General features: G+C 55.2%; 18 protein-coding genes, 4 tRNA genes and 1 pseudogene. 14 read left to right on the forward strand and 9 right to left on the reverse strand.

The genetic code is table 11. The features are described from left to right. Positions 1-31: 31 nt before the first annotated feature. From HU715_RS27495 to HU715_RS13605, 5 genes and pseudogenes are all read left to right on the forward strand, one after another. Positions 32-766 carry a S24 family peptidase gene (locus HU715_RS27495; protein WP_186707463.1) on the forward strand — a complete coding sequence of 245 codons (735 nt, stop codon included), beginning with the start codon at positions 32-34 and terminating at the stop codon, positions 764-766. Positions 767-940: 174 nt separating this feature from the next. Next, positions 941-1,066: a hypothetical protein gene (locus HU715_RS27465; protein ID WP_264083860.1), complete on the forward strand. Its 126-nt coding sequence runs from the start codon at positions 941-943 to the stop codon at positions 1,064-1,066. A gap of 97 nt (positions 1,067-1,163) precedes the next feature. Next, a pseudogene (locus HU715_RS13595) lies at positions 1,164-1,397 on the forward strand (response regulator transcription factor); the annotation flags it as partial. A gap of 147 nt (positions 1,398-1,544) precedes the next feature. After that, positions 1,545-1,982, forward strand: coding sequence for a tellurite resistance TerB family protein (locus tag HU715_RS13600; protein WP_153388617.1), 438 nt, complete (start codon positions 1,545-1,547; stop codon positions 1,980-1,982). A gap of 990 nt (positions 1,983-2,972) precedes the next feature. Beyond that, complete coding sequence (locus tag HU715_RS13605; RefSeq protein WP_186707461.1) at positions 2,973-3,257, forward strand: hypothetical protein; 285 nt, start codon at positions 2,973-2,975, stop codon at positions 3,255-3,257. A 315-nt stretch (positions 3,258-3,572) separates the two neighbouring features. On the opposite strand, the gene HU715_RS13610 is transcribed toward HU715_RS13605, so the two are convergent. Further along, on the reverse strand, positions 3,573-4,355 hold the full coding sequence (locus tag HU715_RS13610; protein ID WP_186707460.1) for an HNH endonuclease: 783 nt from the start codon (positions 4,353-4,355) through the stop codon (positions 3,573-3,575). Between the two features lie 103 nt (positions 4,356-4,458). On the opposite strand from HU715_RS13610, the gene HU715_RS13615 reads away from it, so the two are divergent. Then, complete coding sequence (locus tag HU715_RS13615) at positions 4,459-5,055, forward strand: hypothetical protein (protein WP_186707459.1); 597 nt, start codon at positions 4,459-4,461, stop codon at positions 5,053-5,055. A 44-nt stretch (positions 5,056-5,099) separates the two neighbouring features. Here HU715_RS13615 and HU715_RS13620 read toward each other — a convergent pair whose 3' ends face one another. Beyond that, a complete protein-coding gene (locus HU715_RS13620; protein ID WP_186707458.1) occupies positions 5,100-5,798 on the reverse strand; it encodes a hypothetical protein in 699 nt (232 codons plus the stop codon). Positions 5,799-5,845: 47 nt separating this feature from the next. Between HU715_RS13620 and HU715_RS13625 the strand changes: the two genes are divergently transcribed. Beyond that, positions 5,846-6,622: a DUF2786 domain-containing protein gene (locus HU715_RS13625; protein WP_186707457.1), complete on the forward strand. Its 777-nt coding sequence runs from the start codon at positions 5,846-5,848 to the stop codon at positions 6,620-6,622. Between the two features lie 7 nt (positions 6,623-6,629). On the opposite strand, the gene HU715_RS13630 is transcribed toward HU715_RS13625, so the two are convergent. Both HU715_RS13630 and HU715_RS13635 read right to left on the reverse strand, forming a co-directional pair. Further along, positions 6,630-6,818 (reverse strand): hypothetical protein, encoded by a 189-nt coding sequence (locus tag HU715_RS13630; RefSeq protein ID WP_186707456.1) that lies wholly within the window; start codon positions 6,816-6,818, stop codon positions 6,630-6,632. 251 nt (positions 6,819-7,069) lie between these two features. Next, positions 7,070-7,708 carry a hypothetical protein gene (locus tag HU715_RS13635; protein ID WP_186707455.1) on the reverse strand — a complete coding sequence of 213 codons (639 nt, stop codon included), beginning with the start codon at positions 7,706-7,708 and terminating at the stop codon, positions 7,070-7,072. A 122-nt stretch (positions 7,709-7,830) separates the two neighbouring features. On the opposite strand from HU715_RS13635, the gene HU715_RS13640 reads away from it, so the two are divergent. After that, on the forward strand, positions 7,831-8,409 hold the full coding sequence (locus HU715_RS13640) for a phiTE_072 family protein (RefSeq protein ID WP_186707454.1): 579 nt from the start codon (positions 7,831-7,833) through the stop codon (positions 8,407-8,409). A gap of 37 nt (positions 8,410-8,446) precedes the next feature. Here HU715_RS13640 and HU715_RS13645 read toward each other — a convergent pair whose 3' ends face one another. Beyond that, the gene (locus HU715_RS13645) at positions 8,447-9,112 is read right to left on the reverse strand and encodes a DUF4145 domain-containing protein (protein WP_186707526.1); all 666 of its coding nucleotides are present in this window, start codon (positions 9,110-9,112) and stop codon (positions 8,447-8,449) included. Between the two features lie 90 nt (positions 9,113-9,202). Between HU715_RS13645 and HU715_RS13650 the strand changes: the two genes are divergently transcribed. The 5 genes from HU715_RS13650 (at position 9,203) to HU715_RS13670 (ending at position 11,952) form a co-directional block, all read left to right on the forward strand. Next, positions 9,203-9,532 carry a hypothetical protein gene (locus tag HU715_RS13650; RefSeq protein ID WP_186707453.1) on the forward strand — a complete coding sequence of 110 codons (330 nt, stop codon included), beginning with the start codon at positions 9,203-9,205 and terminating at the stop codon, positions 9,530-9,532. Then, positions 9,529-9,921 (forward strand): ASCH domain-containing protein, encoded by a 393-nt coding sequence (locus HU715_RS13655; RefSeq protein ID WP_186707452.1) that lies wholly within the window; start codon positions 9,529-9,531, stop codon positions 9,919-9,921. The genes HU715_RS13650 and HU715_RS13655 overlap by 4 nt, the downstream gene beginning before the upstream one ends. A 418-nt stretch (positions 9,922-10,339) precedes the next feature. Then, a complete protein-coding gene (locus HU715_RS13660) occupies positions 10,340-10,546 on the forward strand; it encodes a hypothetical protein (RefSeq protein ID WP_186707450.1) in 207 nt (68 codons plus the stop codon). A gap of 36 nt (positions 10,547-10,582) precedes the next feature. Further along, entirely contained in the window at positions 10,583-10,816 is a 234-nt protein-coding gene (locus tag HU715_RS13665) for a hypothetical protein (protein WP_186707449.1), read from the forward strand. Then, the gene (locus tag HU715_RS13670; protein ID WP_186707448.1) at positions 10,816-11,952 is read left to right on the forward strand and encodes a tyrosine-type recombinase/integrase; all 1,137 of its coding nucleotides are present in this window, start codon (positions 10,816-10,818) and stop codon (positions 11,950-11,952) included. The genes HU715_RS13665 and HU715_RS13670 overlap by 1 nt, the downstream gene beginning before the upstream one ends. 109 nt (positions 11,953-12,061) lie before the next feature. Here the strand turns inward: HU715_RS13670 and HU715_RS13675 are convergent. Next, positions 12,062-12,138 (reverse strand) — tRNA-Val (locus tag HU715_RS13675). Positions 12,139-12,321: 183 nt separating this feature from the next. Here HU715_RS13675 and HU715_RS13680 point away from each other — a divergent pair. After that, complete coding sequence (locus HU715_RS13680; protein ID WP_186707447.1) at positions 12,322-13,605, forward strand: NAD(P)/FAD-dependent oxidoreductase; 1,284 nt, start codon at positions 12,322-12,324, stop codon at positions 13,603-13,605. A gap of 191 nt (positions 13,606-13,796) precedes the next feature. On the opposite strand, the gene HU715_RS13685 is transcribed toward HU715_RS13680, so the two are convergent. From HU715_RS13685 to HU715_RS13695, 3 genes are all read right to left on the reverse strand, one after another. Further along, a tRNA-Asp gene (locus tag HU715_RS13685) sits at positions 13,797-13,873 on the reverse strand. An 89-nt stretch (positions 13,874-13,962) separates the two neighbouring features. After that, a tRNA-Asp gene (locus HU715_RS13690) sits at positions 13,963-14,039 on the reverse strand. 58 nt (positions 14,040-14,097) lie between these two features. Beyond that, positions 14,098-14,173 (reverse strand) — tRNA-Val (locus tag HU715_RS13695). Positions 14,174-14,237 lie beyond the last annotated feature (64 nt).

The raw sequence follows: 14,237 nt of genomic DNA on the forward strand, positions 1-14,237 counted from the left end.
TCATTTAGCTAAGAGCTGTAATCATTGGCGTATGGATATTTACGCGATCAGAAAGAAAAACCTTGAGACCCTGTCCACCGGCAGGACCAGGAAGGAGTGCGCTGAAAAATGGGGGACATCTCCATCAGTCCTCAGCCAGATCCTGTCAAAGAACCCGGTACGAAACCTGGGGGACGAACTCGCACGTCGTATTGAAATGGCTGAAGGCTTAGCGAATGGATTTTTGGACAATGTCAGGGCTGCCCAATCTGTTAGCGGTGAAAGAAATCTGGCTCAGCACCCCGACATCCAAGAGGTGCGAGCGTGGGATGATCAGACTCCTCTCGATGACGATGAAATTGAGGTTCCATTCCTTAAGGAGGTCGAGCTTTCAGCCGGCTCAGGCCGCACGGTGATTCAAGAGTCAAGTAGCTTCAAACTGAGGTTCGGCAAGTTCACCCTTAGCAAAATTGGTGTGCAGGCTAGCCAGGCTGTGTGCGTGCCAATCAACGGAAATAGCATGGAGCCAGTGCTCAGACACGGGGCGACAGTCGGCGTTGATCGCGGGAAGAGCGATATGCGAGGGATCGTCGACGGCGACATATATGCCATCAACCATGACGGGCAGCTACGCGTGAAGCAGGTTTATCGTCTCCCTGGTGGAGGTATCCGCCTACGCAGCTTCAACAGGGATGAGCATGCCGATGAGGACTACACGCTGGCGGAGCTGGAAAGCCAATCTATCTGCTTAATTGGCAGAGTCTTCTGGAGCGGAATGTTCTTTTAAATCCCCTCTGCGCCAACCTCTAAAGCCCGCCTTGTGCGGGTTTTTTTATTGCCTAAATTTCCCCCTCCCCGGCACCAAGCTAAATTATTTAGCTCACGGCTATTGACGACCTATTTAGCTTGAAGCTAAATTAACTCCATCGCCGGATAACAACCGGCCAGATGGAAGGCAGCGATGAACCGGCCTCAACGGTTCAGAGGGTTGGCAACTGACCCGGGCGCGCAGCGTAAAGCGCCAAAAACAGTTATCCAGCGGGAGATCAAGCCGAAAGGCCCGCGGCTGGAAGAACAATTTGAATGAGCCCGTACCGCGCCAGTAGCGCCGAAGGGACAGCGGAATTTTTCACTGATGCACCTGGTGACGGGTGCATTGGGAAATCAACCGAGAGGCACGCAGCATGGAATCAATCATCAAGAGCGGCACGTGGATCGGCCATCTCGGCCGTGGGCTTGCTCGCAGAGAACTTCAGTTTTTGCTTTTGGTCGCGCAGGGCCTCACAGCCAAACAGATCGCCCGCACCCACGATGTAGAACCAGGGACGGTGGTCAAGCGCATTTCAAACGCCATGTTCAAGCTTGGAGTGCATCGCCAATCGGCGGCGATTGCCGAAGCGATGAGGCGAGAAATCATCGTTGGACAGGCTGACAGTCCGAAACCTCAAGGTCCAGTTGGGGAATCGAACGATGGTGTCTTTATCGCTTAAAGGAAGGCAAGGCATCACTTCTGCACCTTGGCGACAGGGTGCAGCGGGATGTAACCCACCCCAGAGGAATAACCCATGTTTGGTATTGGAAAGAAACTGTTCGGCGCCAAGCGCGCAGTCAAGAAGCTGGAAAATCGCGACCTGATGCAGGCCATCGTCGGTGGCTGCCTGCTGGTGGCTGCGGCCGATGGCGAGATCAGCAAGAACGAGGCAGCACAGATCGATATCCAGATCCGTGCCAACAAGGCCCTGGAACACTTTGGGTCGGAAATCACCAGCACAGTAAACCTGTTCACGGAACAGCTGCAGGCGGGCTTCCGGCTGGGGCGCATGAACATCCTGCGCGAGATCCGCGACATCAAGAACAACCCCGCTGACGCCGAGGAGGTGTTCGTCAACATGCTGACCGTGGCCGAGGGCGACGGGAACATCAGTCCCGAGGAAATGAAGGTCCTGGCCGAGATCGGCGTGGAGCTGGGCCTGCGCCTCAAAGACTTCGGTATCGAGGCGTGACCAGACGGTTGCGGCGGCTTCTGATCATTTCTTGTGCGGTATTCGCCACGGGCATGCTGATCAACAGCCTCGTCAATCGCGGCACATGCTCCTACTTCGGCTACCAAACCGACAGGGAAACCAAATATGCAGCCTTAGTGGGCTGCATGGCTAAGGTCTCTGGCAATTGGGTGCTGCGTAGCGAGCTGCGCGCCGTGCAATAGGCATCACTTCTGCCCATTCCGTGAGTGGGCAGAAGACAAAAAATGCAAAATTTATCGAGCGCCAACTTTCTTAGCAATCTGCTCAACAAGATGCACTTCCTGAGCATTCATCGCGGAGATAGCGCAGCCGCAAGATGCGCATTGAACGAAGTAAATAGCGTGGCCGCTACCCTTCACTTTAGTTTGGGTCGATAGCTCAAAAGAGCTCGAATCACATTTTGGGCATTTCGTCGTCACAGCCATTTTTCAATCCGCTCCCTGATTATTGAACCTAAACCCTATCAGCTTCCCTACCTCACGAATAGCTACACCCCGCGGCAGCCTGTCGCTGGCTGCCCGAGCACCTGGTACTCCCCAGCACCAGGCCGCATCGGAGTGTGTCCGGCCCAGACCCATTGCCCCAACGAAAGCCTGGGGCCGCCAGTGGCGACCGGACACACCCCAATGCGGATTCACAGGTGGCCACTGCCTGCCCAGTGAGCGAACAACGGAGGATCGCCATCATGAAATAGCCAACCCCAAGCCCTTCCAACGAAGGCACCCAGCGCTCACATAGGGAGGTCTGTGTGAAGCCAACAAAGCCCGGTCTCGATCGGGCTTTTTGATTCTCGCTCCCACAGGTCTGTCCGCTCTATTCCGGGGCCTGGCAATCGAAAAGCCATCTGAAACACATCACTTCGCTCCCACAGGCTTTATTGCGCCAGCACTCTCCCCTGCGCCCCACGGCAAACGGCAGGTGAGCAGAGTGCTGACGAATAAACGCAACCCCACCATCGAGGGATCAGCCATGCATCCATCCATTCAACAGAGAGTCGACGGGGTCGCGGCCCTGCACGCTCGCTCGACCATCGCCACCGCCGAGTTCTACGCCCTGATCGGCAAGGAGCCACCCGTGCAGAAGATTCGCTACCAGGTCGTCACCAAGGGCGAAAGCGCGTACCACATTGTCGAACTGGCTACCGATAAGGTTCGGGGCTTCCGCTTCACCTACAAGGCCGCGGTCAACTTCGCACAGCAGCTGGAATCGCGAGCCGCCGGCGTCAAGGTCACGCTCTCAGGTGACCGGCAATGATCGGCGAGCCAATGCCCAACCCGCGGGACGCAATCATCCAGGACCTGAACCAGAAGCTGGAGCAGTTCTTCGGTAGCGGGAAGACCATCCAGCAGATCGAAAGCGGCGTGAGTGCAGAGGCACCCTTCTTCGGCACCACCGCGCACCACCGCGCACCACGCGAAACTCCGAGCCGAGCGCGACAAGATCGCGCCCCAGGTGCGGGAGCTGGTAGCGGCTGGAAAGACCGCCAGCCAAATCGCCATCGATCTGAAGATGCACCTCAAGCGAGTGCAACTGATTGGCCGAGAGAATGGGTTCAAGTTCGCCGAGCACTCATGTGGCGAAACCAGAACTGGAATTGTCTGACTCGAGAGCGAATAAATTCACGGCGACATCATAGCCGTAGGCGACGTTGCCTTCATGATGAACGCGCAGCCCCCCAGCATCATGTACTTGCAAAAAATCTTCGTTTCCTAAGAGGTAGTACCCCTCTATTTCCATCTGTATTTTTTGAACAGTTATCGAACCAGGCGGATCGATTTTAATCTTCAATGCAATATCGTTTGGCGCACGAAATATAGTTATTGTTTGCCCAACCACTTCTACATCCCAGTTTTCATCACCGGCAGTCCACACGTTGTCTTCAATCTTTAACGTTGTCGCTCCAGTAATATCAGAAAACAAACCACTCAGAAGCATTGGCTCGCCTGCTGCATCTGGCTTCCGGATGGACAAAACATCAACGCCAGCGATCCTAAGGAGAACTCTACAGTTAAAATATTTCGAGCCGGCAAAATTGACCGTAATTCCATCGGGACCAAAATCAAACAACTCGGAAGCAAAACCGTCTTGTTTGCATTTTGGATTTTTGTTTGCTCGAGCAACAGTTTCAGCAGATAAAGTTTTTCTAGCACGCTTTTGGTTACACTGCATGCACAATAGCGTTATCCCGTCCGGGTCATGTCTTAAAGCATCTTTGAAGTCTGGATCAAAATGCTCAAAATCATAATACGCTAATCCGCACCTCACGCAGCCAAAACCACATCGTTGCCGAACCTCACGTCGAATTTCTTTAGGTACGTGACGCGCTAAGCCATGCCGATTCCGCTCGCCCATGTAATCGCCTCAATTCGTTAGGTGCTGGTCACCCGTAATACCCCAACCCAAACCAAATTGCCACCACCGGCCACGGAGGGCGGCGCCTGACTGGAGATAATCCATGGACAAGAACACGAAGATCCTGATCCCGGAAATCCCCGGCGAATGGACACAACGGCTGCGCTCAGGGAAAACAAACATCTGGAACGAAGCCAGGCATGGCAAGTCGCACACCAATGGCTTGCCTGAGGTCAGGCTTGACCCTCCCGAAACAGGGCTTTATGCCGAGCGTATCGATGGCGCTTGGTATTGGGTGTCTGGCTGCGCCAAGTGCAACGGAACCGGCGAGAAGTACAGTTACTCGGTGTGCGACAAGCACAACGTTTGCCGCCTGTGCGGCACTCACCGTTCTAAGCTCACGGAAACACCATGGGGCCACCCTGACGGTTTCACATGCAAACCCTGTCAGGACGCCGAAGACGCAGTCGCGAAAGCCGAGGCGCTGGCCAAGGTCGCAGAGCGCGACTACGACGAGTGGGATTATCGCGCCCAAGACGAATGCAAGTGCCCTCACTGCGCAACGGTGATTCACATCGAGTCGGAAGACTACGGCGACAAGAACATGGCCTGTGACACCTGCGGCGGCGAATTCGAACTGGTCACCGAGTACACAGTGCAGTTCACCACCACCGTGATTGGCGAGCGCATTACAGCCTGATCCGGCCTCATGCCGGGCCATAACCAATAGCCCACAAACTCAAATCACGCTATTGATAATTTTTTGTCAACCCTCGCCTCTAGCCTAGAGACTAAGTCGCTTACATGTAGGGTCGCAGACTCGTAGGTGTGGAAATTATTGTTTTCAAACCAAGACCAATGATTAACCACTGCGGTTCTCAGGCGCACTGACATATTAGGAAAAACAGGAGTCTTCCGCGATAAAAGCATATAGTTTTTAACGACGAGAGAGCAGCGCTCAGAAAAACGATTAATATTTCTAGACTCCGTACTCAGATCCAGCTTCCACGCTGATTGGCAGCGCAAGAGTAAATCTTTTATTTCCGATTGGATTGCGCTCAATTTATCCAACTCCTTCTCGAAACCAGCATCGACAAGCGTCGAAAGCTCGATATTCGGAGTCTCCGCCCCCTTAGCTTGCGAGGCAGCGAACTCGGCGATTACCCATACACCAATGATTTGGTCCTTATAGCGCTGCAAGCAGAACACCAAACTCCGAGCCAATTCCAAATCCGCAACGGCATTAACTTGATGCTTCCAAGAATTGATGCTCACGGCTGCAACACAAACTGCAACAACCGTAGCTAAAGAGCCGAGAATCTCAAAAAAATCATGCACGTCGTTGACGATAAAAAAACCGTTCTTTATCGGTATCTCAGCCCACACAGCACCGCATCCGAAAAGCAAGAAGCACCCAAGCCAAACAACCCAATCACGACTCATAACCCACTCCCCTGTAGATCCCGGAACTATACCGGTGAGGATTACCTATGTCCGCACAACAGATCGACGAGAAAAAACTCGAGCGCGCGATCCGCAAGATCAAGCACTGCCTCGCACTGGCCCAAAGCGCCAACGAGAACGAAGCAGCCACAGCGCTCCGGCAGGCTCAGGCGCTGATGCGCGAGTACCGGCTTACCGAGATGGACGTGAAGTTGAGCGATGTCGGTGAAGTCGAGTCCCGATTTACCCGGGCCGAACGCCTACCCACTTGGGAGCGAAACTTGAGCGGTGCCGTTTCTAGCGTGTTCGGGTGCACTGCGCTGTACGGGCGGCGGTACTGCAAGGAAAAGGATCGGATCCTCGCCCGCGTCTCCTTCGTCGGCGTGACACCTGCCCAGCACATCGCGCTGTATGCGTTCGAGGCGCTGCTGACAAAGGTGAAATATGCCCGGAAGAAATATGTCGCAGCAGTACGTGCAGGCGTACATCGCAGCTCTCACTCAGCCGAAACAGCAGGCGATCACTTCGCCCTGGCTTGGGTAAATGAGGTCTATGGGAAGCTCACTGCGCTTGTCCCAAAAGGCGAAGACGCCGCTCCGACAGCGAGCGAAGGCCGGGACATTATCGCCGTCGAAGCGCAGGACAAGGTTCTGATCGACGAGTACCTAGCAAACAAAGGCGTGGGAAAAGCCCGCAAAGCACGTGATATCGATATCGACTTGAATGCGCAGATCGCCGGCATGTTGGCTGGTCGCTCAGTGAAATTGCACGCAGGTATCGGGCGCGGCGGTGACGAGCTACTGGCCCTGTCCTCAACTCCCTAACCCCTACTCAGCTGAAATCCAGCGGCTCTGGAAGCAACCCCGCCGACTCGGTGTAGGTCGCCAAATCAATGACCTGGCGAAGGAATACGACCATCGCAAGCTTCTGGGTGTTGTCAGGCAACCCCAGCCATTTCAGCATCGCCCTCGCGTCCTCCTCTATTGCCGCGAGTGCATCTATGTCGCTTTGCAGTCTCATGTCGGCCTCCGGTCAGTGTGAGCTCTAACAAGTCATAGCTACCAATCACGAATCACGCCAACCGGCGAGGCCGATGCGCACTTTGAGACAACCCATGAGCACCTTTAGGGGCGGTTCGCCAGCTCTAGCCACTGTTCGACGCGCGACAGTACGCTGAGCAGTTCATTGAGCATGCTCACAAACCTTGAGATGCCGCGATATGTAGATTAGGGCCAAGGCGGTGTAAGTAGACGTCAAGGACAAGCCGATCATCAACCCGAAGACGAAGGCGCCGAAGGCTGGATTTTCGGAGTGGCAACCGAAGCAGGAGGAGCGGGCGGCTTATTTTCGCTGGTCAATCCTTTTGAGGTCTGAACAGCCAACGCAAACCCACCAATTACAGCAGCAAGAATAAACACCAGCGAAACTCTCTTCAGCCACAGAAAAGCAGGTTCTCCTCGTTTTACTCGTTTCCATTCCGACTTTAAGATCTTCTGACTGCAAGAAACAACTCCTTTGACAGCGTCGCTCATTTCTGCGGGAGATATAGCCGGGGTTTCAGTGAAAAAGGTATTCAAAAGTTCGAGCATCTCGCCGTGTTCATCTGGGTTTAGGCGCAATCGAATTCTGGTTATCAAAGAATAAATCTTTGTAAAGTCGTCATGACGTTCAATCACATAAGAGCTCGCATCCTCCTTTCGAGTTGTCTTGGCGTTAACCACTGCGAGCATGGCTCTTGCAAGGCCCACAAAATCAGCTACGTCGGCTCTCAGCCCGTCGATCCAAGCTTGTCTGAACTCCGACGTTTTTTGATCTTTCGCCAGCACAGTTACGACGAATGAGACAAGTCCGGCAACAAGCGCGGCAGCAATTGGCCCAGGGATAGGCCAGATAGCATCGATGATATTCATTTAGAGCTCCTTTTTCGGCAGCATCGCACGGTCGACCAAAATTTTCATTACCGACTTAGCAGCCCCCCTCCTCTCGCTAGACACCCTCAAAAGCCCGGGCATGCCCCGGCAAGGACATAGCCATGCCCGCGGAAAACAAACAGGCCGAGCCTCTGACGGTTCAGCGGTCCACGGTCACTAAACTGGTCGTTACCGGCGCACAGAGTCTCGATCCGATCACAGTGTTTCTTGAGGACTTGGCCCCCTGCAAGGGCAAGATAACGGTCAGCTGCTGGGGCAAGAGCTGGGCGGCGTATTGGGGCGGGATGTGGGAAGGCCTGAGCATCGGCCAGTTCTTCTGCGAGCTGAACACCAGCTACATCATCGGCTATTTCGATCAGGGACTTCGCTCAAGGCGATTCAGTGGCGAGGCTCTGGCGGACAAGGCCAAGCGCACAGTCCTGAAGGAAAGACGTATGTTCTGCTACGGGTCAGAGGAAGCCCGCGAGCTTTTCGATGAGGCTGAAGACCTGCGCTGCTCCCAATCAATTGAACACCTTCACGGCGCCCACAGCGAACTGATGACAAAGCTCTTCGGGGATGAGTGGTGGTATCTGACTGATGATGCCACCGAGCCGAATCCGGATTACGCCTACCTGGAGTGGATCATTGACGCAGTTCAGCAGGCATTAAGCAAGGAACGGCAGCAGATGGCGGTATGAAGTTCTGCACTTTCTATGAACTACCGTTGAACAAAAATCATGTTTTGAAAACAGTATCAGCCAGCCTTGGATGCAAATACGTACCGAGCAATAAGTGCTCAAGTACGTTCATCGCCAAGTCAAGCTGTTCTGGGCTACTTGGCTTTGCTTCATGAGCGGCTGTATTTCCTAGCGATCTTAATTTATGAAGAACCGAAACATCACTTTTAGTTATCGCACCCTTTACCAAAAGATCGTTTATTTTCTTGAATAGATTATCGCCCTCAGCCTTAAGATCAACGCAAATTGACTCAAGAACAACACGAATCCCTAGGCCCGCAAGAATTGTTTGGCCAGCATTCATAGCATCAACTAGTTCGTCATAGGCTTTACGAACGATGGGCGGTAGCAAGAATGAGTCTTTGATCTTGAACCTCCCTGCAGTTCTATGGGGAAAAATATCCACTGCAGTCCAATGAAAGTCTTCCCCTGTTTCCATATCATAAGCATGAGATTCAGAATCATCATACTCACTACGAAAACAGAGTGCTTCACAGTTAAGGCACTGAACTATTTGGTACGATTTTTGAGATTCAAAATTACTCTCGTCAATGCAGTCTTCCATGGAAGTTAGCACTACATGATTTTGAGAAATGCGGCACTCTGCACATATTAGCTTTGGCTTTTCGCCAGCTGTTTTGTCTTTCTTTATTGTCCGTACCATCTCAATCAATCTCCTTGTAATTCCCTTAACTGTAACAGAAAACCACCCTCCCCCTTCAAAGTCAGCCGCTATAGCGGCAAAGGAATCGCTATGCCTGAAGAAATCAAACTGATCCAGGCCGCCCCAGTCGTGCGCGACGAGAACGGCTTTTACCAACACCCTGACCTGCCCGACTTTGAAGAGGGTGACGGTGAAAAGTCCAAAGCCTGGATCGCTGAACAGCGCCTGCAGGTGAGGATGGTTGAGCTCGAATACCACAGCGACGAAACAGTCTCGGAGCGCTACTTCGAAGCGGGCGACCCGGACTGCAGCTACTGGGAGCCTGACCGCCCCGAAGGCGAGGATTGGTTCTGCCTGGCGATTCACGATACCGATGACGGCCCGGTCTGCTGGTGGGCACGCCGAGAGGTGACGCCATGAAAGCACTTTCAATTCGTCAACCCTGGGCCTGGCTGATCATCCACGGCGGCAAGGACGTCGAGAACCGCAGCCGGCACACAAAGTTGCGTGGACGCTTCCTGGTACATGCTTCCAAGGGCATGACCCGCGCCGAATACGTCGAGGCGCTAGAAGTCGGAGTGAAGGGCGCTGACATAGAGGTGCTTCGCAACTTCCCTATGTTCGAGGATCTGCAGCGCGGCGGCATAGTCGGCTCCGTCGAGCTGGTCGACAGCCTCGATTCCAGCGATTCGCCCTGGTACATGGGGCAGAAGGCGCTCCTGCTGCGCGAACCGAAACCGCTACCATTCACCCCGCTCAAGGGCCGGCTCGGCTTCTTTGAGGTCCCTGACGAACTGGTGACGCCATGATCCTCCCCCTGCTCTACATGGCCTGGCTCATATACAGGGGGCCCAGGCCATGAGGAAGGTCACACGCATCGTCGATGACCCTGCAGCGAAATGGGGGTTCCGCAGGGAGCCCGCCACGTATGAGGAAGCCGAAAAGATCACGGGCTTTCGCCTGGATCGCCGCTCCAGCTTCCTGATCACCCGAGCAGGCGAAGTCGAGCAGGAAGCCCAGTGCACCGTTGAGTGCTCAGGATGCAGCTGTGACTGCTCAACCTGCAGCTATGGGTATGCCTCGCACAAAGCCGGCGGTTGCCAGGAGTGCGGCTACACCGGAAAACGCCGCATGTATTTCGGCTTCCCGCCCTCCCCGCCAAAACGCAAGACCTCCTAACCCCAATCCACCTACAGCCTGCCGGTGAACGGCGGGCGAGGAATTCCTATGTCAGCGAAAAAGCTGTTTGAAGTCCTGATCTACGCCCTGCTGTACCTGCTGATCACCCTGCTCTGGTTCGTCTACGCCGCGCCACAGATGGTCGAGCACGGGTCCGACGCTGCCCTAATTACCGCCGGCTTCGGCTCGATGGTCTGGCTAGCCGCCACCGCCTGCATCCTCATTTACATCATCCAGAAGGCGCGCCCCGCGTAAACCTTTCAGCCGCCAGGCGCGACACGGAGCAACAATATGCCAAAGGTCATTGCACAAATGACGATAAAGCTCCCCCGGCTTATGGAGGTGAGCGAATACCGGAAGCTGCGCTACGTCGGGGGAAAGCCTAGCGTGCAGCAGCTGAAGAAATGGATTGAGGAAGGCGAGGTGGCAGGAGAGGTGAAGGGCGGTATGTATTTCGTGGACGTCCAGGCCGCAGTGATGGGATCTACTGACCCGCTGCTGGCCAAAATGATGGAGATCGGCTGATGGCTGCCCGGCCGCGCACACTGAAAAACAGGAAGTTACCGCCGAACCTTTACCCCAACGGGAAGTATTGGCGGTATCGCAACCCAATCACCGGACTGATGACGAGCATCAACCGCCCTATAGAGGAGGCCATAAAACTAGCCAGGGCGGCGAACTTGAAACTGGCGGCGCTCGTTGTCGACGACGGCGCGCTGCTCACCCTGCTGACGGGGGATCGCCTGCCGACTGTCAGCAACTTGCTCCAGCGCTTCCACGATGAATGGCTGGTGGATAAGGGCTACGCCGCGCGCACCCTGGAAGAGATCAAATTCAAGATTGAGCGATACCGGCAGGACCTTGGAGATAGGCTGATCGGGCAGATGGACGTGCTGGCTATGGCCGAGTATCTGGACCAGTTCAGCAACAACGCCTACACCAAGCACAGAGGGCTGTGGGTGCAGATATTCGCGTTTGCTGTGGCCAAGGGCTTGGCCGAGCGAAATAACGCCGAGCTGACTCTGGTGAAGAAGGAGGCGGAGAAGAAGCGGCAGCGGCACACGCTGGAGGGGTTGAAGTCGATCATCGACGCGGCGACCACGCCGCCCTGGCTGAAGCGAGCAATCCGCCTGGCGCTGACCAGTCTACAGCGCCGCGAAGATATCGTGACATGGCTGAAATCAGCTGCCGACATGGAAAAAAACACTCTGACGGTATCGCCTGGCAAGACCCAGGGTTATGACAACCCTGTCCACCTCAAAATAAAGATGGGCGCCGCGCTCCGGGAGGTAGTTGGCGAGTGCCTGCGTTCGCCCCTGGCTTCGCCTTACCTGATCCACTACAAGCCGAAGGCGCGTCGTCGGGAGCAGATCGACGCTAAGGACCATTGGACATCGGTGACACCGGACTACCTGACCAAGGAGTTCAGCAAGGCCCGAGACGCGGCACACGCCTACGACCACGTGCCGGCCGGCGAGCGCCCCACTTTTCACGAGATCCGCGCTTTGGGCGCATGGCTGTACGAGCAGCAGAATTTCCCACAGGAATATATCCAGGCGCTGCTTGGCCATGCGGATGAGAAGATGACCAGGCACTACCAGGAGGGACACGGCAACAAGACAATTGAATACGTCGAGGTGGGCGCCGAATTGGCGTTCTGAGGTGGGGGTTTTGCAAAAGTTTTGCAAAAGTTTTGCAAATCGCATCCAACAAAAAAGGGCCCACCTTTCGGTGAGCCCTTCTAGACCGCCCAGCAGAGCGGATTTTGTTTGGTAGGCGCGATTGGACTCGAACCAACGACCCCCACCATGTCAAGGTGGTGCTCTAACCAACTGAGCTACGTGCCTGCTGTGAGGCGGCATTCTACGGAATTCCGGAGGGGTGTCAACACCTTTTTTTCACCTAACCCTATGAATATGCAAAATATTTAATTTCCCTGCCGCAACGAAGAATCGGGGGTGGCTGGCGGCCGATTTTTATCTCGGGTAGGATCGTCGCATTCGTAAAAAATATAAAACAGAGGTTCCAGAATGACGAACACATCCTACCCAGCGTCCTATTACGCCGCATCGGCCAACCCGGCGCCGTCGCGCCCTGCCCTGCAGGACGATGTCGAAACCGATGTGTGCGTGATCGGTGCGGGGTATACGGGGTTGTCTTCTGCGCTGTTTTTGCTGGAGAACGGTTTCAAGGTCACCGTGCTTGAGGCGGCCAAGGTTGGCTTTGGCGCTTCGGGTCGCAACGGCGGGCAGATCGTTAACAGTTATAGTCGCGACATTGATGTGATCGAGCGCAGCGTCGGTCCTCAGCAGGCGCAGTTGCTGGGCAACATGGCGTTCGAGGGTGGACGGATCATTCGCGAGCGGGTGGCGAAGTATCAGATTCAGTGTGATTTGAAGGACGGCGGTGTATTCGCCGCCCTCACTGCTAAACAGATGGGTCACCTGGAGTCGCAGAAGCGTTTATGGGAGCGTTTCGGTCATACCCAGCTGGAACTGCTGGACCAGCGACGCATTCGCGAGGTGGTGGCTTGCGACGAGTACGTGGGCGGCATGCTCGATATGAGCGGCGGGCATATTCATCCGCTCAACCTGGCGCTGGGCGAAGCGGCGGCGGTGGAGTCGCTGGGTGGGGTGATTTATGAGCAGTCGCCTGCGGTGCGCATCGAGCGTGGCGCCAGCCCGGTTGTGCATACGCCGCAGGGCAAGGTCAGGGCCAAGTTCATTATCGTGGCCGGTAACGCTTACTTGGGCAATCTGGTGCCGGAGTTGGCGGCCAAGTCGATGCCTTGTGGTACCCAAGTGATCGCCACCGAGCCGTTGGGCGATGAGCTGGCTCGCAGCCTGTTACCACAGGATTATTGCGTTGAAGACTGCAACTACTTGCTCGACTACTACCGTCTGACAGGCGACAAGCGTCTGATCTTCGGCGGCGGCGTGGTATATGGCGCGAGGGATCCGGCGAACATTGAGGCGATCATTCGGCCGAAGATGCTCAAGGCATTCCCGCAACTCAAGGATGTGAAGATCGATTACGCCTGGACCGGCAATTTCCTGCTGACGCTGTCGCGTCTTCCGCAGGTCGGGCGGCTGGGGGATAACATTTATTATTCCCAGGGCTGCAGCGGTCACGGCGTGACGTATACGCACTTGGCGGGCAAGGTCCTGGCCGAGGCGCTGCGTGGGCAGGCTGAGCGTTTTGATGCGTTTGCGGACCTGCCCCACTACCCCTTCCCCGGCGGTCAGTTGTTGCGTACGCCGTTTGCGGCGTTGGGGGCTTGGTATTACGGGTTGCGGGATAAATTGGGGTTCTGAGGCCACCTACAACAAGGGCTGCTACGCAGCCCAGCAGGAGCAAGCTCCCTCGCCACGGGGCTTGTTCCAATCTTTCAAATCCCGAAAACAAAAAACCCCGGTCTTTCGACCAGGGTCTTTGCTATCGACTAGAAGGAGCTTTGCAGCTTTCTTCCTAGCTTCAAGGCGTTCAGTGGGCCTCGAAGCAGATATGGCGCAGCGGACGGGACTCGAACCCGCGACCCCCGGCGTGACAGGCCGGTATTCTAACCGACTGAACTACCGCTGCGTATCGCTATGGACTTGCGTCCAGTTAACTCGTCTGATCAAAACCCTTGGGTCTGGATCTCGAACCAGGCGAACCTGCTTCGGAAAATATGGCGCAGCGGACGGGACTCGAACCCGCGACCCCCGGCGTGACAGGCCGGTATTCTAACCGACTGAACTACCGCTGCGCGTCGGTGGAGGCTTTTGACAGCTTCCGTCTTGCTTTCGCAAAACTCTCGTAAAACATGGTGGGTGATGACGGGATCGAACCGCCGACATTCTGCTTGTAAGGCAGACGCTCTCCCAGCTGAGCTAATCACCCTTTGCTTCGTTGAGGCCGCGAAATTTACGCAGGTACCGAAGCTAAGTCAATAGCAGCGTTGGAT

It is taken from the genome of Pseudomonas zanjanensis, from assembly GCF_014268745.2.
GTDB classification, from domain to species: Bacteria; Pseudomonadota; Gammaproteobacteria; order Pseudomonadales; family Pseudomonadaceae; genus Aquipseudomonas; species Aquipseudomonas zanjanensis.

What these genes read in the sequence shown, in the direction of transcription:
- HU715_RS13615 (WP_186707459.1), top strand. Translation starts at nt 4,459, where the DNA reads ATGGACAAGAACACGAAGATCCTGATCCCGGAAATCCCCGGCGAATGG.
- HU715_RS13645 (WP_186707526.1), bottom strand. Translation starts at nt 9,112, where the DNA reads ATGGTACGGACAATAAAGAAAGACAAAACAGCTGGCGAAAAGCCAAAG.
- HU715_RS13620 (WP_186707458.1), bottom strand. Translation starts at nt 5,798, where the DNA reads ATGAGTCGTGATTGGGTTGTTTGGCTTGGGTGCTTCTTGCTTTTCGGA.
- HU715_RS13640 (WP_186707454.1), top strand. Translation starts at nt 7,831, where the DNA reads ATGCCCGCGGAAAACAAACAGGCCGAGCCTCTGACGGTTCAGCGGTCC.
- HU715_RS13635 (WP_186707455.1), bottom strand. Translation starts at nt 7,708, where the DNA reads ATGAATATCATCGATGCTATCTGGCCTATCCCTGGGCCAATTGCTGCC.
- HU715_RS13630 (WP_186707456.1), bottom strand. Translation starts at nt 6,818, where the DNA reads ATGAGACTGCAAAGCGACATAGATGCACTCGCGGCAATAGAGGAGGAC.
- HU715_RS13610 (WP_186707460.1), bottom strand. Translation starts at nt 4,355, where the DNA reads ATGGGCGAGCGGAATCGGCATGGCTTAGCGCGTCACGTACCTAAAGAA.
- HU715_RS27495 (WP_186707463.1), top strand. Translation starts at nt 32, where the DNA reads ATGGATATTTACGCGATCAGAAAGAAAAACCTTGAGACCCTGTCCACC.
- HU715_RS13655 (WP_186707452.1), top strand. Translation starts at nt 9,529, where the DNA reads ATGAAAGCACTTTCAATTCGTCAACCCTGGGCCTGGCTGATCATCCAC.
- HU715_RS27465 (WP_264083860.1), top strand. Translation starts at nt 941, where the DNA reads ATGAACCGGCCTCAACGGTTCAGAGGGTTGGCAACTGACCCGGGCGCG.
- HU715_RS13665 (WP_186707449.1), top strand. Translation starts at nt 10,583, where the DNA reads ATGCCAAAGGTCATTGCACAAATGACGATAAAGCTCCCCCGGCTTATG.
- HU715_RS13670 (WP_186707448.1), top strand. Translation starts at nt 10,816, where the DNA reads ATGGCTGCCCGGCCGCGCACACTGAAAAACAGGAAGTTACCGCCGAAC.
- HU715_RS13605 (WP_186707461.1), top strand. Translation starts at nt 2,973, where the DNA reads ATGCATCCATCCATTCAACAGAGAGTCGACGGGGTCGCGGCCCTGCAC.
- HU715_RS13600 (WP_153388617.1), top strand. Translation starts at nt 1,545, where the DNA reads ATGTTTGGTATTGGAAAGAAACTGTTCGGCGCCAAGCGCGCAGTCAAG.
- HU715_RS13680 (WP_186707447.1), top strand. Translation starts at nt 12,322, where the DNA reads ATGACGAACACATCCTACCCAGCGTCCTATTACGCCGCATCGGCCAAC.
- HU715_RS13650 (WP_186707453.1), top strand. Translation starts at nt 9,203, where the DNA reads ATGCCTGAAGAAATCAAACTGATCCAGGCCGCCCCAGTCGTGCGCGAC.
- HU715_RS13625 (WP_186707457.1), top strand. Translation starts at nt 5,846, where the DNA reads ATGTCCGCACAACAGATCGACGAGAAAAAACTCGAGCGCGCGATCCGC.
- HU715_RS13660 (WP_186707450.1), top strand. Translation starts at nt 10,340, where the DNA reads ATGTCAGCGAAAAAGCTGTTTGAAGTCCTGATCTACGCCCTGCTGTAC.